The following is a 19,263-nucleotide window of genomic DNA, read 5'->3' on the forward strand; positions in this document are numbered from 1 at the left end:
GGTTGGCCGGGCCGGCCGCTAGCGGCTGTCTACGAGCCGCTGGAGGGCGCCTAGCACGGTGTCTAGGCGCGTGGTGGACCAGAAGGGCGGCATGGAGGCGCGTAGGAAGCCGCCGTAGCGCTTGGTCTCCAGGCGGGGGTCGAGCACCGCGACGACGCCCCGGTCGTTAGTTGCGCGCAGCAGGCGGCCGGCGCCCTGCGCCATGAGGAGGGCGGCGTGGGTGGCCGAGACCTCCATGAAGCCGTTGCGGCCGGCCGCCTTGGCGGCCTCCGTGCGGGCCTGCATCAGGGGGTTATCGGGCCGCGGGAAGGGGATGCGGTCAATGACCACCAGCGAACACGCCGGCCCGGGCACGTCCACGCCCTGCCAGAGGGTCAGCGTGCCGAACAGGCAGGAGTTTTCCTGCTTGCTGAACTTATCTACCAGCGCGCCGATGGAATCCTCGCCCTGGAGGAAAACCTCGAAGGGCAGCTTCGGGCGCAGCTCCTCGGCGGCCTGCTGGGCGGCCCGGCGGGAAGAAAACAGCCCCAGGGTGCGCCCGCCGGCGGCGGTGATAAGCTGGCCCAGCTCGTCGAGCGTGGCCGGGGCCAGGCCGTCGCGGCCCGGCTGGGGCAGGCCCGCGGCGGTGTACAAGATCCCGGACTTGGCCGGGTCGAAGGGCGTGCCGACGTCCAGCGAGTCCCAGGTGCCCTGCGGCAGGCCCCACTGGGCGGCCATCGCGTCGAAGCGCCCGCCCAGCGCCAGCGTCGCCGAGGTCAGTACGACGGTCTGTTCGGCGAAGAGGTTGTCGTGGAGCATCTCCGAGATAGACAGCGGCGCCACCGCCAGGGTGTTCGCCCCGTTGCGGCTGTCGCGATCCAGCCAGACGACGTCCTCGTGCGCGGCCGGATCCCCGGTCGCGAAGACGTCGAGCAGCCGCGCGACGGTCTCCACGATAGAGCCCAGGTGGTTGGTCAGGTTCTGGCGCTCGGCGTATTTCTCCGGGTCCTGCGCCTGCTCGTTGTCGGGGGCGCGGCTGATGGTGGACTTGATGTCCTCGACCGTCTCCGCCAAGGAAGACAGCTGGGACTTGGCGTCATCCGGCAGGTCCACCCAGCGGCCCGGGGAGTACTCGTCCAGCAGGATATTGAACTCGTCGGCCTGTTCGGTAAGGCGGGTTTCCTTCCCGTTGGCGCCCAGCGCCTTGACGCGGTTGGCCGCCATCTTGAGGCCGCGGGCGGTCAGCTCGGCCGTGGACACCGAGGTGATGCGGCCGTCCAGCTCGTGGGCCTCGTCGATGATGACCGCCGAATGCTCGGGCAGGATGGTGGCCTGGGAGACGGCATCGATAGCCAGCAGCGCGTGGTTCGTGACCACCACGTCCACCTGGGCCGCCGCCTGCCGGGCCGCCTCCGCGAAGCAGTCGGCCCCGTGCGGGCAGCGGGTAGCGCCCAGGCACTCGTTAGCCGTGACCGAGACCTGGCGCCACGCGAGGTCGCTGACCCCGCGGTCTAGGTCTTCGCGGTCGCCGGTGTCGGTCTCATCCGCCCAGTCGTAGAGGCGAGCGACCTGGGCTCCCAGGCCCGTGGCCTCGGTTTCCTCGAAGAGGCCGGACTCCGCCTCGGCCAGGGACTCGGCCCGCGCCACCTTGTTCAGGCACAGGTAATTCGAGCGGCCCTTCATGATGGCGAAGGTGGGCTTGCGCTGCATGATGGGCTCGAGCGCGTCGACCAGGCGGGGCAGGTCGCGCTGGACCAGCTGGCGCTGCAGGGCCAGCGTCGCGGTGGAGACCACCACGGTCGAGCCGGTGTTGTGCGCGTGGCGGATGGCCGGGACCAGGTACGCCAGGGACTTACCCGTGCCGGTGCCGGCCTGCACGGCCAGGTGCCGCTGGCTATCGAGGGCCTTGGTCACCGCACCCGCCATGCGGATCTGGCCGTCGCGCCGGGTGCCGCCCAGGGCCTCGACAGCCGAGGACAGCAGCTCCTCGGTGGAGTGGTTGAGCGGCTCGCGATAAGACTCGCTGTCGGGGTCGGCGGGGTCTGCTGGGTCGTGCGGGGCGTTTGTCACCCCGGTTAGTCTACCGGCCTAGGACTGGTGCGGCGGCAGCAACCCGACCGCCCGGGTGGGCACGGCCGGCTCGCCGCGGGACAGGGCCAGGCCCTCCCAGGGCAGCGTGCCGATGGCCGCGGCCAGGTGGGCGCGGGAGGCGTCCAGGTCCGGGATGTCGTCGACGGCCCGGCCGTCGCGCATCAGCGGGATGGTCAGCTGCTGGGTCTCCAGCCCGCCGACGTCCGGGGCGGTGGTGTCCGTGTAGGGGAAGACGACCTCCTCGACCGCCACGCCGGTGGAGCGGTAGGTGCGCAGCGCCTGCTTGGCGCCGCCGATGGATTCCTTGGAGGAAGAGCGCTTGGCCACCGGGTGGCCGTCGACCTCCACGACCTTGTAGACCAGCCCGGCCGTCGGGGCGCCCGAGCCAGTGACCACGGAGGTGCCCACGCCGTAGACGTCCACCGGATCGCCGCGTAGGCCGGCGATGGCGAACTCGTCCAGGTCGGAAGAGACCACGATCTTGGTCTTGTTATTGCCCAGGTCATCGAGCTGCTTGCGGACCCGGCGGGTGACCGCGCCCAAGTCGCCGGAGTCGATGCGCACGCCGCCGAGTTCCTTGCCGGCGACCTCCACGGCGTTGATAACGCCCTGGGTGATGTCGTAGGTATCAACCAGCAGCGTCGTGCCCGCGCCCAGGACGTCGATCTGGGTGGCGAAGGCGGCCTTCTCGTTGGCGCTGCCGTCCTCGTTGACGTGTGCCAGCGTCCACGCGTGCGCGGCCGTGCCGGAGACCGGGATGTCGTAGCGGAAGCCGGCCTCCAGGTTGGAGGTGGCGACGAAGCCGGCCAGGTAGGCCGCGCGGGCGGCGGTGACCGCGCCGTATTCGTGCGTGCGGCGCGCGCCCATCTCCAGGATGGGGCGCCCGTCCGCGGCGGTGACCATGCGGGCGGCCGCGGAGGCGACGGCGGAGTCGGCGTTCATGATGGACAGGATGACGGTCTCCAGCACGATGCACTCGGCGAAGGTGCCGCGCACGGTCAGCAGCGGCGAATTCGGGAAGTAGAGCTCGCCCTCGCGGTAGCCGTCCACCTGGCCGCTGAAGCGGTAGGTGCGCAGGTAGTCCTTGGTCTCATCGTCGAGGAAGTCGAGGTGGGCCAGCTGCTGCTCGGTGAAGCGGAAGTTCTGGATGGCCGCGATGACGCGCGGCGTGCCGGCGACGACGCCGTAGCGGCGCTCGTTCGGCAGGCGCCGGGAGAAAACTTCGCAGGTGACTTGGCGGTGGGCACTGCCGTCTCGCAGGGCTGCCTGGAGCATGGTCAGCTCGTACATGTCGGTGAGTAAGGCAGTGGAGGCGGTGATATTCGAGCTATCGTTCACATCGTGAAGTGTACGTCACAGCCGCGTGACGGGGGTGTTTATTGTTCAAATTGGATGACCACCCAGACGCGGCCGTGGCCGATTTCGGCGGCGACCGCCTGGAAGGTATTGGCCGGGTTTAAGACCACCTCGAGGTGCGGGCGGGAGGCGCGCAGCTTCTCCACGACCGCGTAGCCGGTGGCGCCTTCAGCCGGCAGGTTGACCTGCAGCTGCGAGATGTTCTCCGGCGAAGGGGATTCCTTCCCGGCCGCCGCGTTCTGGCGGGCCCGCTCGCGCGCCGCGCCCTGGCGGTCGGGCCACGGCAGCCCCGGCGGCAGCCCGTTGTCCAAGCGCCACTGGTTCAACGCGGTGCCCACCTCCTGCTCCAGCTGGGTCAGCCGGACCTGCTCTTCCGGGGAGGCCGGCTCCGGTTCCATGGTGGACGACCCGTTGCCGGGAGACTCCGACGAGCCCGTCCCGCCGGGGCTGGAGACCAAGGAGGCGATGGCCACGCCGACTGTTGCGGCGAGGGTGACGAAGGTGATGACCGCGCGGGCCACGCCGGGCAAGTCGGCCGGGAAGCGGCCGGCGCGCACGTCGTTGATTAACCGCGTGAGCAGGGGAGGCTGTGACATGCTGTCCTTTCCGCCCGTCAGGCTGGGGCTGGCAAGCACTAAAGCTGAACTGTTTCAGTATGGATGAACCACGGAATGGATGAACCATGGATGGATTAGGCTACAGGGCTAGCTGAGGCACAGGTTACCTGCCAGGCAACTTGCGCACTAGTGAAATTGGTTAGGCTATAAGGTATGACTGCCAGAATTTCCCCCATTTACATGGGCTCGCCCATGGCTACCCCGGAACTGGACGAGGACCTTCAGGTGGACGTGGCCACCAGCGAAAACTTGCCCTGGATGTGCATTGTCTGGGACGACCCGGTCAACCTGATGAGCTACGTCTCCTACGTCTTCCAGACCGTGCTGGGCTACGACAAGAAGCGGGCCAACGAGTTGATGATGCAGGTGCACACGGAGGGCAAGGCGGCCGTCTCCTCCGGTGAGCGCGACAAGATCGAGGCCGACGTCAAGAAGCTGCAGATCGCGGGCCTGTGGGCCACCATGCAGCAAGCCGGCTAGGAGGCGGAGAAGAAAACCCCATGCAAGAGTGGAAGAAGAAGAAATCGCTCATGCGCCCCGTGCGCTTTCACGCCGTACTCGACCCGATGGAGCGCGAGGTCCTAGGCAACCTGACCTCGACGGTGGCCGAGGCCATCATCCAGCGCGCGCAGTCCGCGCCGAAGGACGAGCTGGCGGAGATGATGGACATGCCCTCCGGCCACAAGGAAGCCCCGGAGGATCCGTCCCTGGCGCGCCTGTTCCCGGATTTCATGGCCGACGGCGATGAGGAATTCGACGGCGACGCCTCCCTGATGCGCAGCCTGCACGAAAACGACATCGCCCGCGCGAAGCTGGCTAACCTGCAGGCCATCAACTCCGCGCTGGGGCCGACCGGCTCCGTGGAGCTGAGCATCACGGAGGAAGAGGCCCACCAGTTCGTCGCCGGGCTCAACGACTTGCGCCTGTTCGTGGCCGCGGGGGATTTCAGCGGCCCGGATGCCGCGGTCACGGACCGCGACGCGCTTGTGGAGTGGCTGGCCTTCAACCAGGACTCGCTGCTGCGGGCGCTGATGTCCTAATGCTCAGCGTCGGCCACGTCAGTCGCGGGGATACCGGGGTCACCGCGGTCTATTTCGGGCCCGCCGGGGCAGTGGCCGGCGTCGACGTGCGCGGCGGCGGCCCGGGCACGCGGGAGACCGACCTTTTGGCCCCGCACAACACCGTCCAGCGGGTCCACGCCATCATCCTGGCGGGCGGTTCCGCCTTCGGCCTGGCGGCCGCGGACGGGGCCATGCGGCAGCTGGCGCAGGAGGGGCTGGGATTCGCCGTCTTCGGCGAGGACAAGCCCGGCCCGCGCGTGCCCATCGTGCCGGCGGCCGTCATCTTCGACCTGGCAGTGGGCCCGACGATGCCCACCGCCGACGACGGGGCCGCGGCCATCCGCGCCGCCCTGGCCGGCGACGATCCGGCCCAGGGCAGCGTCGGGGCCGGCTGCGGCGCCACCGCCGGCAAGCTGCGCGGCGGGTTGGGCCGGGCGCAGCTGGAGTCGGCGGATACCGGCTATCACGTCGGCGCCATCGTGGCGGCCAACCCGGTCGGCCAGGTAGTCGACGCGGCCACCGGGCGCCTGTTCCGCGCGGCGGGCACCCCCGGCATCGACAGCGCGGCCTTCGCCAAATTGCCCGACCCGGCCGCCGGCCTGAACACCACCATCGGGGTGGTCTACACTAACGCGCCGCTTTTCAAGGCGCAGGCCAAGCGGCTGGCCCTGGCCGGCCACGACGGCATCGCCCGCGCGGTGCGCCCGGCCCACTCGCCGCTGGACGGGGACACCTTGTTCGGCGTCTCCACCGCGGGGGCGGGGCAGGCCGCGGCCGCATCCGCGCCGGTGGGAGACGGGGTCCTGGCCCGGCTGACGGCGCTGGCTGCCGATGCCGTCGAAGCCGCCATCGTCTCTGCCGTCTGCGCGGCCAGCGACGGCTTCGGCTACCCCGCGTATTCTTCCCTGCTGCGCTAAGCTGAAGTGCACTATGACATATTCCACTGGACCGTATTCGTCCCGGCCGGACCGTAGCCGGGGGCAGACCGGCCCGGCGAATTTCGGGCCCACGGGCGGGCCCCTCCAGCCGGCCGGCGGCGCTGGCACGCGCAAGCGCCAGACCAACCGGGGCGACTCGGTGAATTACACGCGCGCCGGGCGCCTGCGCACCGGCCTGGTCTTCGCTATCGGCTACCTGGTGGTGCTCTGGGGCATCCACATCATCAACTACGTCATCTTCGGCGGGCAATTGAGCTACTACGGCATCCACCCGCTGGACTTCAACGGCATCTGGGGCATTGTCACCGCCCCGCTGTTGCACGCCGACTGGGAGCACCTCATCGGCAACTCGCTGCCCGGGGCCGTGTTCTGCTTCCTCATCGGCCTTTCCGGGCGGAAGGCCTGGTGGGAGGTCACCCTGCTGGTGGTGCTCATCGGCGGGCTCGGCACGTGGCTGCTGGGCGGGCCCGGCACCAACCACATCGGCGCCTCCAGCCTGGTCTACGGCTGGCTGGCCTACCTGCTGGTCCGCGGTATCTTCAATCGCTCGCTCATCCAGATCGTCCTCGGCGTGGTCCTGGGCGTTGCCTACTCCGGGCTGGTCTGGGGCGTGTTGCCCATCTACGAGGGCGTGTCCTGGCAGGGCCACCTGTTCGGGGCCATCGGCGGCATCGTGGCCGGGATGACTATCACCTCCGACGACACGTCGAAGCAGATTATGCGCCGCAGCGTAAAATAGTTCGGCGTGACTGAACTAGCTGATAAACCGCAGCCCGGACCGACCGCCCCCATCGGGATTTTCGATTCCGGGGTGGGCGGCCTGACGGTCGCGCGCACCATCATCGATCAGCTGCCGCACGAGTCGCTGCTCTACATCGGCGACACGCTGCACGGCCCCTACGGCCCGCGCCCCATCGCGGAGGTCCGCGCGCTGTCCATCGACATCGCCGACGAGCTGGTCGCCCGCGGCTGCAAGATGATCGTGGTGGCCTGCAATACCGCCACGGCCGCCTTCCTACACGACGCCCGCGAGCGCTACGACGTGCCGGTCGTCGAGGTCATCCGCCCGGCCGTGCGCCGCGCCATCGCCACCACCCGCAACCACAAGATCGGCGTCATCGGCACCGAGGGCACCATCAAGTCCGGCGTCTACCAGGACCTTTTCGCCGTGCACCCGGACGTGCAGGCCACCGCCGTCGCTTGCCCCGACTTCGTGCCTTTTGTGGAGCGCGGGATTACCTCGGGCCGCCAGATCCTAGGCATTGCCGAGGGTTACCTGGAACCCATGCAGGCCGCCGGCGTCGACACCTTGGTGCTCGGCTGCACGCACTACCCGCACCTTTCGGGGGTTATCCAGCTGGCCGTGGGCGACGAGGTCACGCTGGTCAGCTCCGCGGAGGAGACCGCCAAGGACGTCCTCAAGGTGCTTACCGAGCGCGACCTGCTCGCGCCCGTGGACAACCCGGCCACGCGCGTGTTCGAGTCCACCGGCGACATGGAGATCTTTGAAAACCTCGCCTCCCGCTTCCTGGGGCCGGGGGTCGGTGAATTCAACCACATTTCCCACTCGGGTTGATTTTCTCCCCGAAATGGCCACAAATCGCCCCACTGTGGGCCCATTCGTGACACCATGAATGCATGAAGTTGACCATCTTGGGATGCTCCGGAAGCGTGCCCACTTCCGGGAATCCGGCCTCCGGCTACCTCGTGTCTTTCCCGGATGCGCCGTCCATCCTCATGGACTTGGGCCCCGGTACGCTGGCCGCTTTGCAGGACGTCCAGGATCCCTGTGACGCCCACGTGGCGCTGACCCACCTCCACGCCGACCACTGCATGGATTTTCCCTCCCTGATGGTCTGGCGCCGCTTTCACCCCTACGCGCCGGCCCAGGGCCGCAACTTCTGCTTCGGCCCCAGCTACGCGCCGCTGCACCTGGGGCGCCTGTCCTCCGACGGCCAGCCGGACGGCGTGGACGATATGTCGGATACCTTTGCGTTCAGCCCCTGGGAGGACGGGGTGGAGCAGCGCGTCGACGACGTCGCCATCACCCCGTACCGCACCATCCACCCGGTCGAGACCTACGGCCTACGCCTGCGGCACACTGAGACCGGCACGATCATCGCGTATACCGCGGACACCGCCTTTGATACCAAGCTGGTGCCGCTGGCGCAGGACGCGGACGTCCTGCTGGCAGAGGCCGCCTGGGGAGCTAGCTCCGAGGGCAAGGCGGAAAAGATGCACATGTCCGGCGCGGAGGCCGGCCGCCTGGCGCAGCTGGCGGGCGTGAGCACCCTCGTGCTGGTGCACCTGCAGCCGTGGGGTGATGCCGCGGAGACGGTGGCCGCCGCCCGCGCCGAATTCGACGGCGAATTGGTCCTCGGCAAGCCCGGGATGGTCATCGAACTCTAGCCCGGTTGCTGCGGGTAGCCTGGGGAGCATGACTGATTTTCAACGAGCAGACGGCCGTGGCCTCGACGAGCTGCGCACCGTGCGAATTACCCGCAATTTCACCACCAACCCGGCGGGCTCGGTGCTGGTCGAGTTTGGTAACACCCGCGTGATGTGCACCGCCTCGGTGGAAACCGGCGTGCCCCGCTTCAAGCGGGATTCCGGCGAGGGCTGGCTGACGGCCGAGTACGCCATGCTGCCATCCGCCACCCACGAGCGCATGCCGCGCGAGTCCATGAAGGGCAAGGTCAAGGGCCGCACGCACGAAATCTCGCGCCTGGTGGGCCGCTCGCTGCGCGCCGCGGTGGATCTGCGCGAGCTGGGGGAGAACACCATCCAGCTCGACTGCGACGTCCTGCAGGCCGACGGCGGCACCCGCACCGCCTCGATCACCGGCGCCTACGTCGCGCTGGCCGATGCCGTGGCCGCCCTGAAGGAGCGCGGCGCCGTGCCGGGCGAGCCGCTGCTCGACCCCATCGCGGCGGTTTCCGTGGGCATCATCGACGGCCAGATCTGCCTCGACCTGCCGTACGAGGAAGACTCCCGCGCCGAGGTGGATCTCAACGTGGTCATGCAGGAAAGCGGCGACTTCGTGGAAATCCAGGGCACCGGTGAGCACGGGCTGTTTGGCCGCGACGAGCTCAACCAGATGCTGGACGTGGCCCAGAAGGGCTGCTCCGAGCTCATCGCCGCGCAGCGCGCCGCCCTGGGGTGGGACTAATGCAGCTGCTGGTCGCCTCGAACAACCCCAAGAAGCTCAAGGAGTTGCACACCATCCTGGCCGAGGCCGGCATCGAGGGCGTGGAGCTGGTCCCGCTCAGTGAAGCCGAGCCCTACCCAGAGCCGGTCGAGGACGGGCGCACCTGCGCCGACAACGCGCTGATCAAGGCCCGCGCGGGCGCGAAAGCCACCGGCCTGCCGTGCGTGGCGGATGATTCCGGCCTGGCCGTCGACGAGATCAACGGCATGCCCGGCGTGCTGTCGGCGCGCTGGTCCGGCCGCCACGGCGACGACGCCGCCAACAACGAACTCCTGCTGGGGCAGCTGGCCCACGTACCGGAGGAGCGCCGCAGCGCGGCGTTCGTCTCCGTGTGCGCGCTGGTCACCCCGGCCGGGCAGGAACACGTGGTGGAAGGCCGCTGGCCCGGGCGCGTGCTGACTGCCCCGCGCGGGGAGGGCGGCTTCGGCTACGATCCGCTTTTCCAGCCGGAGGGCGAGGAGCGTTCCGCCGCGGAGATGACCCCGGAAGAGAAAAACGCCGTCTCCCACCGGGGCCAGGCGCTGCGGCAGCTGGTTCCCGTGGTAGCGGCGTTGCAGAAAAACTAGCGCACCAGGCTAGAGCTGGAAGTCGCGCTGCACCTCGCGGCGGCGCTTGACCTCCATGTAAAAAGAGAAGAACGGGATGGTGCCGGCCAGGGCCGTGGTGAACCACTTCATCGGCGGCCACAGGGCCTTCGGCGCCAGGTTCAGGATGGACAGCAGGTACAAGACGTAGAAGGCGCCGTGGATCTGGGCGATGTGGGTGGCCCACTCGGGCATGTCCATGCCGACGATGTATTCCAGCACCATGCGCGTGGTCAGCACCAGCAGGAAGATACCGGTGACCGTCGCGGCGACGGTGAACAGGGTCAGCGCGGTGCGCACGCGGGCCTGGCGGGCCGGGTGGATGCGCTTCGGCGCGGTGGAAGCAGAAGTGTTCTCAGAAGTCATAGCAGTTATCTAGCTTAGCTTTTTCGGAAATAAAAATCGCACGGGTCAGGCCCTAGCGGTCGAGGTCGGGGTTGACCTCGTGGTGCCCGCGGCGGGGGCGGTTGAGCTCGTTGAACTCCTCGACGCCTAGCTGGGGCCGGCTGGGCAGGAAGTCCTTGTCGATGGTGGTCGGCTTGGTCTTGGTGACCTCCGGGGCCTCGTAGGCGAACCCGTCGAGGTCCTCCGCCTCGTTTTCGGCGGCGATGCGCTCGTTCTCGCTGCGCAGCGCGGTCCGGTAGGCGTAGATGACAAAGGCCGCGAACAGCGGCCACTGGAGGGCGTAGCCCAGGTTCTGGAAGGTGCCGGAACCGGACTGGAAGCGGGTCCACTGCCAGTAGGCGAGCGCGAAAAAGGCGACCACGAGCACGGCGATGAGGACAATATGCCACCACCGCACTCGGATCCTCTGGCGCTTGCCGGTTTCTTGCGTGCTCACGTGTCCTAGCCTACCCACTGGCGGCGGCGCGCCAAAGTCATTAGTGAGCAAACATTAGTGAGCAAAAACGCCCACCGCCCCGATTAGAACTCGCAGGAATCAATCCGGTAGTATCAATCGCGTTAAGCGCCCGTGGCGGAATTGGCAGACGCGCTAGATTTAGGTTCTAGTGTCCGAAGGACGTGTGAGTTCAAGTCTCACCGGGCGCACCACACAAAAAGGCCTCTTGACCAGCTCAAGAGGTCTTTTTTAATTCCCCCACAGACCCATCGCACGACAAATCCACGACATCAGAAAAACGACTATCCATCACAGCACCAATCGAGTCCACGTCGTTCTCCCACAAGTCCGCGTACGTTTGAAGAGTCTCCGCGGCGTTCTTGTGACCAAGATAACGCTGCACGACTTTCACCGTCGCCCCGGAGCCAATCATCAGGCCAGCCGCCACATGGCGCAGCCCATGCGGTGTAATCCGCTCAGGGATAACCCCCGCCTCCACACACCGCCGCACCGCAAACGCAAACCACGAATGATGACCCAGCGGCTTCAACGGCGACTCGCCGCCGAACAACCACTCTCCCGGGGCACGCCCCTGGGCCTGCGACCGCAAAAACCCCATCACAGTCTCAGGCACCGCGATAACACGGGACTCACCATTCTTCGGTGCCCCAACATGCAATTGCCTGCCCTCCCACGTGACAGCGCGGGCTACTTTCACGCGGTGTCCAATATCGGGAATATCCCCAACTTGTAGGCCGGCCAGCTCGCCCCACCGCAGGCCAGTCATGCCAAGAGTGAGCACGATACCCCCGTTGGGGCCGCACTCACGCGCCAGGCCGACCAGCTGCTGCTCGGTCAAATAAATCTTCTTCGGGATAGGCTTCTTCGGCAACGTCACCCCGCGGGCACGATTCAAAGGCACCGCACCATCATCGACAGCGATGTCCAGAATTCCGGCCAGCACGCCATGAGCGCGGCGCACAGACACCGGCTTCTCATGATGCTCTGACAGCCACGCTTGCACCTCGGGCTTACGAATTGAACCCACACTACGATTACCCCACACTGGCTTTACCCAGTTCTCCCAGGACGACCGCATAGGGCGTAGTGACCCCGGCGCTAAATGTGCCTTCGTCTTGAAAAACAAGGGAGCGTAATCGGCCACGGTACGCCGCGCCAAAGTCGGGTCACACCACGTACCATCACGCACATCCGTCGCGTTTTTATCCGCCCACGCCTGGGCCTCAGTCTTCGTACGAAAGCCCTGCTTAGTCCTCGACCTGCCATCCGGGGAGCGGTACTGCACCCGCCACGCATGGCCTTTAGCAGTCTCGTATTTTTTGATAGAAGCCATATGCTAAAATCACTTCCTAGCCGGGCGGCCCGTAAGACAGCCCCCGACACATTTCGAGAGGAACACCCCTGGCGCACGAAAGTGCCAGGGGTGTTTTGCTTTAAAGTTCGTAAACGAACCCGTTAATACCAATCTTTGTCGCGCCCTCCGGGATGATAAAAGACCCGTAAATACGCATTTTCTGGCCACTGTCAATCGTGCTAGACCACAGCTCATGGCCATCATCGGCACCACGGCAGTCCACGTCCATATCCGGGGTCTGGGTGTACCCATCCGCGTCCTGAACGATCGGATCTTCCACCATGATCCAGTCGTTGCCGACGCTGGTTTCCACATGCACCACGTCTACATCTGCCCACAGCTGAAGAAGCTGCTTGCCTTCGGGAACCTTCCCAAATTCTGGATCCTCCTCCCCGCCATAGTCGTTGGTGCCGTACCGGCATTCTTCGCCTACGCTCATGTCGGTCAGTGTGAAATTGGTTTCGTTGCCGGGAAGCTGGGAGAGGTTCACGGTCTGTCCAAGCTCCGTCGCAGCGGGATTCTCGTCGGAGGTGCCTTCATCGGTCGGCTGGGTGGTGGTCTGCTCCTGCTGGGTGGCCTGTTCGGTGTTGGTATCACCGTTGTCGTCGCCACACGCTGTCAGCATTAACGCTAGGGGGAGGGTAAGGGCGATAGGGGCAATTTTCTTCATGATTGATTCCTTTCCGAGGATTCTAGCCATACGGCTAGGAGGTACTGGGTGACTTCGAGCTCGTCTGCGATGGCTGGCAGATGACCATCGTGCCATCGGTAGGATGATTCGAAGTATGGGCGGTCTATGAGTAGATGTGCGGCGTACTGGTCAGCGCGACGCTCCTGGCGCTGGTCATAGTGTCCGTTGCCTGTTGGGCGGTCGCCATGTGTGGCGTGGCCGAGCTCGTGGGCAAGAGTGCAGCGGTACTGGGTGATGCTCATTCCGCGGCGTGTGGATATAGTCCGCGTGGCGTGGTCGTACCAGCCCTTGGGACCGCCATCGTGCCGAACCAGCCGCACGCCCAGATCGTCTGCTAGGCGCTGCAGGCTAGGGGATGTTATCTGGGTCAGTCCAATCACCCCCTTCCTTTTCCTCCCGGAGCGCATCCTCATCAGGGGATGAGTCGGCGACGGCCTGAAGTGGCATATCAGCACGCTGTTCGGCCAGCTGGTCGACCGGAATATCCTCGATGAGCTTGAGGCGTCGAAGGAGTTCATCCGTTAGCTGCTCGTCGGAGGCGCGAGACAGTGCCGTTATGACGCCCGGTTCGTTGACCCAGCGGGCCGAAATGAAGCCCAGGTCTACTAGCGCGTAGACGGGGGACTCGTTATAGGCCTCAGCGATTTTAATGAGGTTCTCGGGGGCAAGCTCGCCTGCTCGGATTTGGCGAGAGAGAGTCGCGTCGGAGATTCCTGAGCGGTGGGCTATGGCTCGATTCGAGTCGCCTTGGGTGACGCGATGTAGCCATTCAATGTGTGGTGATGTCATGGCTTTAATTTTAGTCAATGTTCGCGCGTGCGTCAATATGGAACGCCCTTTTATGTGGGAAAATGGGAAATTTCGGCGTTGGGCTTGCGCAAATGAAGCGCGTGCGTCATAATGGTGCATGTGAGTCATTATGAAGCGCAGGAGGTGAACATGAAAACCCGCCTAGATCCCACAGTCCTCGACCAGGCACGCGAGCAGCTCGGATTCAAGTCAGATGAAAAGCTTGGCGCCAAGCTAGGCCGCTCCGGTCACACTATCCGCCAATGGCGAAAGGGAAACAGTACCCCGACGGCCCCCGACCTGGTGAAACTGCAATTCCTCACCGGCCGCCCCTACGGAACCATGCTGCTCATCCCCGAGCGCACAGAAGCCGCCTAACCCCACAAAGAAAGGAGGCCCCAATGAAGCTGCACAAGCTCAACATTGAAGGCACATCCACAGGCGTCAATATCGATGTTGACGGTGCCCCAGAGGGTATCCACATCGAATACGAAATTCTGCCGGAAGTCATCGCGGAGCTGGTCAGGGTCGCCTTGGCTCAAGGAGCAACGAACCAAGGCGACTAGCTCACCTACTTCGACTTCTTAGACCGGGACTCGGAAACCGTGGTCTTTGGGTGTCGAGCAGCGGTAGAAGCCTTCACAAACCGGCCAGTAATGGCACTGCGATGGTTCTTACCGGAGCTTTTCCCTGAGGATTTAGCCAACTGAATTCACCTCACTTTCCGGGGAGGTATCCCCAAGTGAAGTTTAAAACGAAAGGAGCCCCGACATGAGTGCACATGACGGAGCTGACAATCAGCTTATCCCATTGACCAGCAATGGGGAAACTCAAGCGGTCATGGGCCGAGACCTCCACAGCTTCCTCGAAGTGGAGTCAAATTACACAACGTGGTTCGACCGCATGACTGAGTACGGATTCGTAGCAGGTCAAGACTTCGATTCCCAAAATGGAATCGAACACGACAAGCTGGGTCGCCGCCGCGAAGTCAAGAATCACATCATTTCTCTGGATATGGCGAAGGAAATCTCCATGATCCAGCGCACCGAACGTGGCAAGCAGGCACGCCAGTACTTCATCGAGTGCGAACGCCGGGTGAAGGGGTACCAGGCCACCCCCGCGCTTCCTCAGGATTATGCTTCCGCGCTTCGCGAGCTGGCCAGCACGGTGGAGGCGAAGGAGCTCGCCGAGGAGCAGGAGCGTGAGCAGCGTGAGCTTGCTGAGAAGCGGGCGCGTGCTATCGAGGCGCAGGCCCCCGCCGTTGCAAAGGCGCAGGCTCATTCCGGTGTTAAGGAATGGAAAGGTAAGCAGAATTTTGCCCGCGAAGTGCAGCAGTGGGGAGATTTGCAAGGGCTTGATATTAAGCAGGCCAATGTTATCCAACTGCTGACCCGGAAGGGAATGTATATCGCCCCGGGGCGCGCCGACAGTGGCCAGGTTAAGCGGGACGCTGTACGTGCCGGTTGGGGCAAGAACGAAAAGGGGGTCGCTGAAAACGGGCACGCCTACGACCGCCCGTTAATCAGCCCTAAGGGCCAGGACGTGGCCTGGAAATGGATTATCAAGGCCGCCGCAGAGTACGGCCAGGAACTGAACCCGAAGGAGATCGCCTAATGAGTGACTACATGTACCGCGCCCACATCATCGACTACCCAGAGTTTGAGGCGTACACCGCGTTCGATGAACGTACTGGCGAGGAGACCGTTGAGTGGGGTTGCCCGGTGGGATGGCAAGCGGGGCCGGAGTATATCGAACGGTTTAAGTCCAACAAGTTTTTCGAGCCGAATACGGATAAGTGGTTTAGGTCTCGTTCTTCGGCGAAGCGGCGTGTAGACCTGCTGAATTCGATGGGATACATCGCGATTGTTCAGCGCAGCGCCCCGGTCCAGTGGCCGAAGGACAGGCAGGAACGAGTTCCCGAGAAGGCAAACGTGGCAGAAGCGCTGCGGATTGTCCGGGACGCAGGCTTCGAACTGGCCTCATAAAACCCTAGATGCGAAAGGAGGATCGTCATGAATAATGGTGAGAATTCCCCCGGTGCTGGCACACCAGGGGAAACCTATGAACAGTTGACGGAACGGTTGTCAGCTCTTGAACGTCGCACGGAGCGCCTCGAAAGCTTCCTCGTCTGGGAGTTGTCGAGCGGCGACATTCTCAATTCCCGCGACTAGCTCCAGGTTTTTCAATCGAGTTTCGAGGGAGGCAAGAGTCCACAGAGTCTGCATTTCCAAATTGACGAGGTATGAAAACTCTCCGTTCTCCTGCATCTTCTCGAAAAAACGGGCGGTGTCTATTAACCCCTGTCTCGTTAGTTCCTGGTGAATCTTCTGGAAATCGGAATCCATTGTGTTCACCTCCTTTCTTGCGCTGGTTGCGCGGAAAGAAATTTTAGCCCGTTGGAGCGAAGGGTTGGTTCGATTCCAGCCCCGGGCGCGGGGACCGGTGTGTCCCAAAGTTTCGCCACAGTGACATAAACCCCAAGGGGTTTAGGTAGGGCGAAAAACGTTGTATCGAGAACTCAATAGTGAAACTGCGCCAAGGCTCATACTTACCTACTTGGTGGCCGGCCTGCTCAAGGTCTGCCGTAGTAGGGCCGTTGGAACCTCCACGATTAGCGAGCGTGGAGAGGCAACACCTGGCGCGTAAACAAATTCCAGCCCTTGCCCACTGGTGTGGGCAGCTGTTTTCCGTATCCCAACTAGCGGATCGGGGCGTATTACAACACTAGCTGTTCAGATTCGATTTCTGACAAGGGCACTGGGGGTGTTTGTGGGTTGTCCAGCATTCGCCCACCAAGGGGTTACCCGGCACGCCGGCACTGGCCACCTGCACCCCACCCAACACATGAAAAGGCCTCCGTGTGACGTAGTCCGAATAATCACGCGGAGGCCCCTATCAGGAAGGTATCCCACATGAATATTACACGTTATTTGACGGTGAAACAGGTCTCCGACATGACTCAATACTCGCCGTGGTTCATTTACGAGGCCTTGAATCGGGGCGTTCTCAAGGGCACGAAGTCGGGCCCTGGGTTCCGTGCTCATTGGCGTATCCGCCCGGAGGACGTGGACGCCTGGCTAGAAGGGAACGCTGCCTAATGAAGCGAATTCTCCGAAGTCTCCAGAGTCTGTTTTACCGTGGCCGGCACCGCCGCAAGTTTGTGATGGTGTGGCGATGAAACGTATTACCCCAGACAAGCTGCCCCAGCTGCTGCGTGACATTGAGGGCCAGTACACGGCCCTATATCACGCCGCGAATACCACTGAAGAAATCCGTAAGCGCCTGCATGACGGCGCCGCGCACGCCCACTACCTGGCCGGCTTGGCCAAGAAATACGAGGAGAGGATCCGTTATGCCCACCCCGACCACAAGTAATACCCGGCCGCGCCGGGTGAACCCTGACCGGCGAATCGAACGCCTAGAAGACCAGCTCGCCAAGCGAATGCGCTTCGCCTGGCTCATGTTCATCTTCGGCACCCTGGCCGGCGCGGTGTTCACCGCCATCATCTCCGCCCCGCCAATCTGGCTGGAGGCGATGTGACATGCCATTTTTTGGTTATGAGTCAGCCCCGTGGCTTGGACGCGAGCGCAAGAAAATCGCGCTCGCCCGGCTAGAAAACGAAGCCCTTGATTGGATGCGCGAATACGGCGACATGTTCCCAGAACTCCGGGACCTATGCCACGAAATCGACGTACAAATCGACAAAGAAAGGACCCAACTGTGAAACACCCGCACCCGACTGAAATTCCTCCCCGTGAGGTTGTGCGCAGCATGTCACCGACGATGCTGAAGCATCTGGATGCTATCGCCCAGGGCGAGACTGTCACCAACCAGCAGCGAGTCGAAGACCTCGCCGACCGAATTTTGATTACGTTCACCTACCAGCACGGGCGGAAAATTCCCGCCCACCTGACCGACCACGGCGAACGCGTCCTGAAGGAGTGGAAAACCAATGGACGCTGACGAGGTGAAGCCGAAGGCTCGTGTTGTTCGCAGGGATGGCGTGTGGATGGCGGTACGCGGGATGTGGAAGCGCACGTGTTCGTCTCATGCTGAGGCCGTTCGCCAAGCGGAATTGCTGTCCAAGAAGAAAATGTGCGTGTTTTCGCAGTGTGTCCGCCCTCAGGTGACTGTCGAGCACCGAGACCTAGGTCTCTGCGACTTCCACGCCCGAAGAGCAGCCGCAATTCTCGGCTGGGGAAAGCAGGCCGCAGCATGATTGACGACCGTGTAACCCGTGCCGAAAAGGACGCCGGGGTTTATGACTGCGACGTGTGCGAGTCCTACCCGTGCGAGTGTGAGCCAGACCCAGACCAGATTTATGAACTTGCCGTAGGCAAATAAGGGAGGAAAACAATGTTTAATAATTTGCCAAGTCCCGGCCATTTGCCGGAGCCAAAAGCCGACATCCGTGGTGCGGCCCATAAACTGGCGCAGATTATGTCTGCCTACATGGAATCTGGCTTTACACGCGAGGAAGCTTTCGAGCTAGTCAGCAGGGTGATGGTTGAACATACCCGTGCCGAAAGGGAGGGCTAATGACCGGTCATGTATTGGGGCAGGGGCGGGCCGCCACGCCCGGTAGCCCAGAGCACATGAAGCTGATTACCGCCTCGAAAATTCCCGCCATTCTGGGTATTGACCCGTACCGGACGCAGGGGGACCTGTGGATGGAGATGAGCGGGCTGGCTACCCCGGAGGAGCCGAGTGAGGAGATGCGCCAGGCGTGGGCCTGGGGTCATGCTGCGGAGGAGTCGCTGGCCCGGTGGTGGCAGGCCCAGCACGACGGGTGGACGCTCAATCAGAAGCGTGGCGGAACAACAGAGATCGCCTACGCGGACGACAATCTGCCGTTCCCGAACCAGGTCACGCTCGACCGGCGCGCCCGATCCGGCAGTCGGTATCACCGTTTGGAGATTAAGACCAGCGCCTCGGAGAAAAAATGGGGCAGCAGGGAAGCGGAACTACCTGGTGACGTGGCGGCGCAAACCATCTTCCAAGCTGGTGTGAGCGGCATCCAGGCCGGGACAGTCATTGCGCTTATTGGTGCTGACCGGCCCCAATATCCGCGCACTTATGACGCCCCGGCGGATAAGGAGTTGTTTGAGGGCATGGTGGACGCCGCCTTGGCCTTCTACCGCACTCTGGGGGAGGAGGAGCCGCCCGCACCAGACCCTGCACTCCTGGACGCGCTCAAAGCACAACAGACCCCCATTGATGATGACGATGTCACCATCCCGCAGGATGTGCTCGACCGGTACCAGCAGACCAAAGACGCGCTGGCTGAGGCCAAGGATGACCACGACCAGTCCAAGGCCGAGCTAACCCAGATCCTCGGCGCGCATAAGCGGCTCATCGGCCCGGACGGGCAGGTCATCGCCACCCAAATCCCGGGCCGTTTCTCCCAACGCCACGTCCCCGAAGAATACGCCCACCTGCTCAAACACCCGGAGGTCATGACACCCAAACTTGATAACAGGAAGCTCAAGTCCAAATACCCCGACCTCTACCACGCCGCCACCGGCCCCAACACAGTGAGGTACCAATGACCCCCACCCCAAACGACCACGCCCTGCAGCAAGCCCGCGCAGACCACGCCGACTACCTCGCCATGTGGGATGAAGCAGTCGCAGAAGTCAACGAGACCTTCCACCGCTTCCACAACCAAGACCCCCACACCGCCGCCATCCTCACCCTGGCAACCATCCTCAACCTACAAGAAGGAGAATAAA

The 19,263-nt window shown here is 63.9% G+C and carries 29 protein-coding genes and 1 tRNA gene; 21 read left to right on the forward strand and 9 right to left on the reverse strand.

Features of this window, described 5'->3' with window-relative positions:
- Positions 1-18 precede the first annotated feature (18 nt).
- Genes QQS53_RS03435 through QQS53_RS03445 form a run of 3 tightly spaced genes read right to left on the reverse strand, consistent with a single transcriptional unit; the run spans position 19 to position 4,022 of the window.
- Complete coding sequence (locus QQS53_RS03435; RefSeq protein ID WP_472774535.1) at positions 19-2,049, reverse strand: ATP-dependent DNA helicase; 2,031 nt, start codon at positions 2,047-2,049, stop codon at positions 19-21.
- A gap of 18 nt (positions 2,050-2,067) precedes the next feature.
- Entirely contained in the window at positions 2,068-3,408 is a 1,341-nt protein-coding gene (locus tag QQS53_RS03440; RefSeq protein WP_472774536.1) for a nicotinate phosphoribosyltransferase, read from the reverse strand.
- Between the two features lie 38 nt (positions 3,409-3,446).
- On the reverse strand, positions 3,447-4,022 hold the full coding sequence (locus QQS53_RS03445; RefSeq protein WP_472774537.1) for a CAP domain-containing protein: 576 nt from the start codon (positions 4,020-4,022) through the stop codon (positions 3,447-3,449).
- Positions 4,023-4,223: 201 nt separating this feature from the next.
- On the opposite strand from QQS53_RS03445, the gene clpS reads away from it, so the two are divergent.
- The 8 genes from clpS to rdgB all read left to right on the forward strand — a co-directional run bounded on the left by clpS (position 4,224) and on the right by rdgB (position 9,816).
- The gene (gene clpS / locus QQS53_RS03450) at positions 4,224-4,523 is read left to right on the forward strand and encodes an ATP-dependent Clp protease adapter ClpS (protein ID WP_070769684.1); all 300 of its coding nucleotides are present in this window, start codon (positions 4,224-4,226) and stop codon (positions 4,521-4,523) included.
- Positions 4,524-4,543: 20 nt separating this feature from the next.
- Entirely contained in the window at positions 4,544-5,083 is a 540-nt protein-coding gene (locus QQS53_RS03455; protein ID WP_472774538.1) for a DUF2017 domain-containing protein, read from the forward strand.
- A complete protein-coding gene (locus QQS53_RS03460) occupies positions 5,083-6,021 on the forward strand; it encodes a P1 family peptidase (protein ID WP_472774539.1) in 939 nt (312 codons plus the stop codon). Before QQS53_RS03455 ends, QQS53_RS03460 begins: the two co-directional genes overlap by 1 nt.
- A 13-nt stretch (positions 6,022-6,034) precedes the next feature.
- A complete protein-coding gene (locus QQS53_RS03465) occupies positions 6,035-6,781 on the forward strand; it encodes a rhomboid family intramembrane serine protease (protein ID WP_472774540.1) in 747 nt (248 codons plus the stop codon).
- Positions 6,782-6,787: 6 nt separating this feature from the next.
- Complete coding sequence (gene murI / locus QQS53_RS03470) at positions 6,788-7,618, forward strand: glutamate racemase (RefSeq protein WP_472774541.1); 831 nt, start codon at positions 6,788-6,790, stop codon at positions 7,616-7,618.
- A 62-nt stretch (positions 7,619-7,680) separates the two neighbouring features.
- On the forward strand, positions 7,681-8,451 hold the full coding sequence (locus tag QQS53_RS03475; RefSeq protein WP_472774542.1) for an MBL fold metallo-hydrolase: 771 nt from the start codon (positions 7,681-7,683) through the stop codon (positions 8,449-8,451).
- Positions 8,452-8,479: 28 nt separating this feature from the next.
- Positions 8,480-9,211: a ribonuclease PH gene (gene rph, locus QQS53_RS03480; protein WP_472774543.1), complete on the forward strand. Its 732-nt coding sequence runs from the start codon at positions 8,480-8,482 to the stop codon at positions 9,209-9,211.
- On the forward strand, positions 9,211-9,816 hold the full coding sequence (gene rdgB / locus QQS53_RS03485; RefSeq protein ID WP_472774544.1) for an RdgB/HAM1 family non-canonical purine NTP pyrophosphatase: 606 nt from the start codon (positions 9,211-9,213) through the stop codon (positions 9,814-9,816). Before rph ends, rdgB begins: the two co-directional genes overlap by 1 nt.
- A gap of 9 nt (positions 9,817-9,825) precedes the next feature.
- On the opposite strand, the gene QQS53_RS03490 is transcribed toward rdgB, so the two are convergent.
- Positions 9,826-10,200, reverse strand: a complete 375-nt coding sequence (locus QQS53_RS03490; RefSeq protein WP_070769676.1) for a DUF3817 domain-containing protein — start codon at positions 10,198-10,200, stop codon at positions 9,826-9,828.
- 52 nt (positions 10,201-10,252) lie between these two features.
- A complete protein-coding gene (locus QQS53_RS03495) occupies positions 10,253-10,675 on the reverse strand; it encodes a hypothetical protein (protein WP_472774545.1) in 423 nt (140 codons plus the stop codon).
- 126 nt (positions 10,676-10,801) lie between these two features.
- On the opposite strand from QQS53_RS03495, the gene QQS53_RS03500 reads away from it, so the two are divergent.
- A tRNA-Leu gene (locus QQS53_RS03500) sits at positions 10,802-10,887 on the forward strand.
- A 23-nt stretch (positions 10,888-10,910) separates the two neighbouring features.
- Here QQS53_RS03500 and QQS53_RS03505 read toward each other — a convergent pair.
- From QQS53_RS03505 to QQS53_RS03520, 4 genes are all read right to left on the reverse strand, one after another.
- Entirely contained in the window at positions 10,911-12,029 is a 1,119-nt protein-coding gene (locus QQS53_RS03505) for a tyrosine-type recombinase/integrase (protein WP_472774546.1), read from the reverse strand.
- A 100-nt stretch (positions 12,030-12,129) separates the two neighbouring features.
- Complete coding sequence (locus QQS53_RS03510; protein ID WP_472774547.1) at positions 12,130-12,720, reverse strand: hypothetical protein; 591 nt, start codon at positions 12,718-12,720, stop codon at positions 12,130-12,132.
- The gene (locus tag QQS53_RS03515; RefSeq protein ID WP_472774548.1) at positions 12,717-13,154 is read right to left on the reverse strand and encodes an ImmA/IrrE family metallo-endopeptidase; all 438 of its coding nucleotides are present in this window, start codon (positions 13,152-13,154) and stop codon (positions 12,717-12,719) included. The genes QQS53_RS03510 and QQS53_RS03515 overlap by 4 nt, the downstream gene beginning before the upstream one ends.
- Positions 13,090-13,650, reverse strand: coding sequence for a helix-turn-helix domain-containing protein (locus QQS53_RS03520; protein ID WP_472774549.1), 561 nt, complete (start codon positions 13,648-13,650; stop codon positions 13,090-13,092). The genes QQS53_RS03515 and QQS53_RS03520 overlap by 65 nt, the downstream gene beginning before the upstream one ends.
- On the opposite strand from QQS53_RS03520, the gene QQS53_RS03525 reads away from it, so the two are divergent.
- From QQS53_RS03525 to QQS53_RS03580, 12 genes are all read left to right on the forward strand, one after another.
- Positions 13,651-13,908, forward strand: coding sequence for a helix-turn-helix domain-containing protein (locus QQS53_RS03525; protein ID WP_472774550.1), 258 nt, complete (start codon positions 13,651-13,653; stop codon positions 13,906-13,908).
- A gap of 23 nt (positions 13,909-13,931) precedes the next feature.
- Positions 13,932-14,096 (forward strand): hypothetical protein, encoded by a 165-nt coding sequence (locus tag QQS53_RS03530; RefSeq protein WP_472774551.1) that lies wholly within the window; start codon positions 13,932-13,934, stop codon positions 14,094-14,096.
- A 205-nt stretch (positions 14,097-14,301) separates the two neighbouring features.
- Entirely contained in the window at positions 14,302-15,144 is an 843-nt protein-coding gene (locus QQS53_RS03535; RefSeq protein ID WP_472774552.1) for an antA/AntB antirepressor family protein, read from the forward strand.
- Positions 15,144-15,515, forward strand: coding sequence for a hypothetical protein (locus QQS53_RS03540; RefSeq protein ID WP_472774553.1), 372 nt, complete (start codon positions 15,144-15,146; stop codon positions 15,513-15,515). Before QQS53_RS03535 ends, QQS53_RS03540 begins: the two co-directional genes overlap by 1 nt.
- A gap of 27 nt (positions 15,516-15,542) precedes the next feature.
- Entirely contained in the window at positions 15,543-15,701 is a 159-nt protein-coding gene (locus QQS53_RS03545; protein ID WP_472774554.1) for a hypothetical protein, read from the forward strand.
- Between the two features lie 741 nt (positions 15,702-16,442).
- Positions 16,443-16,628 carry a helix-turn-helix domain-containing protein gene (locus tag QQS53_RS03550; protein WP_472774555.1) on the forward strand — a complete coding sequence of 62 codons (186 nt, stop codon included), beginning with the start codon at positions 16,443-16,445 and terminating at the stop codon, positions 16,626-16,628.
- A 76-nt stretch (positions 16,629-16,704) separates the two neighbouring features.
- Positions 16,705-16,905, forward strand: coding sequence for a hypothetical protein (locus QQS53_RS03555; protein ID WP_448878920.1), 201 nt, complete (start codon positions 16,705-16,707; stop codon positions 16,903-16,905).
- Positions 16,883-17,071, forward strand: a complete 189-nt coding sequence (locus tag QQS53_RS03560; RefSeq protein ID WP_472774556.1) for a hypothetical protein — start codon at positions 16,883-16,885, stop codon at positions 17,069-17,071. Before QQS53_RS03555 ends, QQS53_RS03560 begins: the two co-directional genes overlap by 23 nt.
- Positions 17,072-17,314: 243 nt before the next feature.
- Entirely contained in the window at positions 17,315-17,494 is a 180-nt protein-coding gene (locus tag QQS53_RS03565; protein ID WP_472774557.1) for a hypothetical protein, read from the forward strand.
- A gap of 393 nt (positions 17,495-17,887) precedes the next feature.
- Positions 17,888-18,070, forward strand: coding sequence for a hypothetical protein (locus QQS53_RS03570; protein ID WP_472774558.1), 183 nt, complete (start codon positions 17,888-17,890; stop codon positions 18,068-18,070).
- Between the two features lie 56 nt (positions 18,071-18,126).
- Positions 18,127-19,080: a YqaJ viral recombinase family protein gene (locus QQS53_RS03575; RefSeq protein ID WP_472774559.1), complete on the forward strand. Its 954-nt coding sequence runs from the start codon at positions 18,127-18,129 to the stop codon at positions 19,078-19,080.
- Positions 19,077-19,262, forward strand: a complete 186-nt coding sequence (locus QQS53_RS03580) for a hypothetical protein (protein ID WP_472774560.1) — start codon at positions 19,077-19,079, stop codon at positions 19,260-19,262. The genes QQS53_RS03575 and QQS53_RS03580 overlap by 4 nt, the downstream gene beginning before the upstream one ends.
- Position 19,263: the final 1 nt, after the last annotated feature.

The organism is Corynebacterium sp. 2571A (assembly GCF_055700935.1).

Coding starts and splice junctions, on each gene's coding strand:
- QQS53_RS03445 (WP_472774537.1), bottom strand. CDS start 4,022: ATGTCACAGCCTCCCCTGCTCACGCGGTTAATCAACGACGTGCGCGCC.
- clpS (WP_070769684.1), top strand. CDS start 4,224: ATGGGCTCGCCCATGGCTACCCCGGAACTGGACGAGGACCTTCAGGTG.
- QQS53_RS03455 (WP_472774538.1), top strand. CDS start 4,544: ATGCAAGAGTGGAAGAAGAAGAAATCGCTCATGCGCCCCGTGCGCTTT.
- QQS53_RS03460 (WP_472774539.1), top strand. CDS start 5,083: ATGCTCAGCGTCGGCCACGTCAGTCGCGGGGATACCGGGGTCACCGCG.
- QQS53_RS03465 (WP_472774540.1), top strand. CDS start 6,035: ATGACATATTCCACTGGACCGTATTCGTCCCGGCCGGACCGTAGCCGG.
- QQS53_RS03475 (WP_472774542.1), top strand. CDS start 7,681: ATGAAGTTGACCATCTTGGGATGCTCCGGAAGCGTGCCCACTTCCGGG.
- rph (WP_472774543.1), top strand. CDS start 8,480: ATGACTGATTTTCAACGAGCAGACGGCCGTGGCCTCGACGAGCTGCGC.
- rdgB (WP_472774544.1), top strand. CDS start 9,211: ATGCAGCTGCTGGTCGCCTCGAACAACCCCAAGAAGCTCAAGGAGTTG.
- QQS53_RS03490 (WP_070769676.1), bottom strand. CDS start 10,200: ATGACTTCTGAGAACACTTCTGCTTCCACCGCGCCGAAGCGCATCCAC.
- QQS53_RS03505 (WP_472774546.1), bottom strand. CDS start 12,029: ATGGCTTCTATCAAAAAATACGAGACTGCTAAAGGCCATGCGTGGCGG.
- QQS53_RS03510 (WP_472774547.1), bottom strand. CDS start 12,720: ATGAAGAAAATTGCCCCTATCGCCCTTACCCTCCCCCTAGCGTTAATG.
- QQS53_RS03515 (WP_472774548.1), bottom strand. CDS start 13,154: ATGAGGATGCGCTCCGGGAGGAAAAGGAAGGGGGTGATTGGACTGACC.
- QQS53_RS03520 (WP_472774549.1), bottom strand. CDS start 13,650: ATGCACCATTATGACGCACGCGCTTCATTTGCGCAAGCCCAACGCCGA.
- QQS53_RS03530 (WP_472774551.1), top strand. CDS start 13,932: ATGAAGCTGCACAAGCTCAACATTGAAGGCACATCCACAGGCGTCAAT.
- QQS53_RS03535 (WP_472774552.1), top strand. CDS start 14,302: ATGAGTGCACATGACGGAGCTGACAATCAGCTTATCCCATTGACCAGC.
- QQS53_RS03540 (WP_472774553.1), top strand. CDS start 15,144: ATGAGTGACTACATGTACCGCGCCCACATCATCGACTACCCAGAGTTT.
- QQS53_RS03545 (WP_472774554.1), top strand. CDS start 15,543: ATGAATAATGGTGAGAATTCCCCCGGTGCTGGCACACCAGGGGAAACC.
- QQS53_RS03550 (WP_472774555.1), top strand. CDS start 16,443: ATGAATATTACACGTTATTTGACGGTGAAACAGGTCTCCGACATGACT.
- QQS53_RS03555 (WP_448878920.1), top strand. CDS start 16,705: ATGAAACGTATTACCCCAGACAAGCTGCCCCAGCTGCTGCGTGACATT.
- QQS53_RS03560 (WP_472774556.1), top strand. CDS start 16,883: ATGCCCACCCCGACCACAAGTAATACCCGGCCGCGCCGGGTGAACCCT.
- QQS53_RS03565 (WP_472774557.1), top strand. CDS start 17,315: ATGCTGAAGCATCTGGATGCTATCGCCCAGGGCGAGACTGTCACCAAC.
- QQS53_RS03570 (WP_472774558.1), top strand. CDS start 17,888: ATGTTTAATAATTTGCCAAGTCCCGGCCATTTGCCGGAGCCAAAAGCC.
- QQS53_RS03575 (WP_472774559.1), top strand. CDS start 18,127: ATGAAGCTGATTACCGCCTCGAAAATTCCCGCCATTCTGGGTATTGAC.
- QQS53_RS03580 (WP_472774560.1), top strand. CDS start 19,077: ATGACCCCCACCCCAAACGACCACGCCCTGCAGCAAGCCCGCGCAGAC.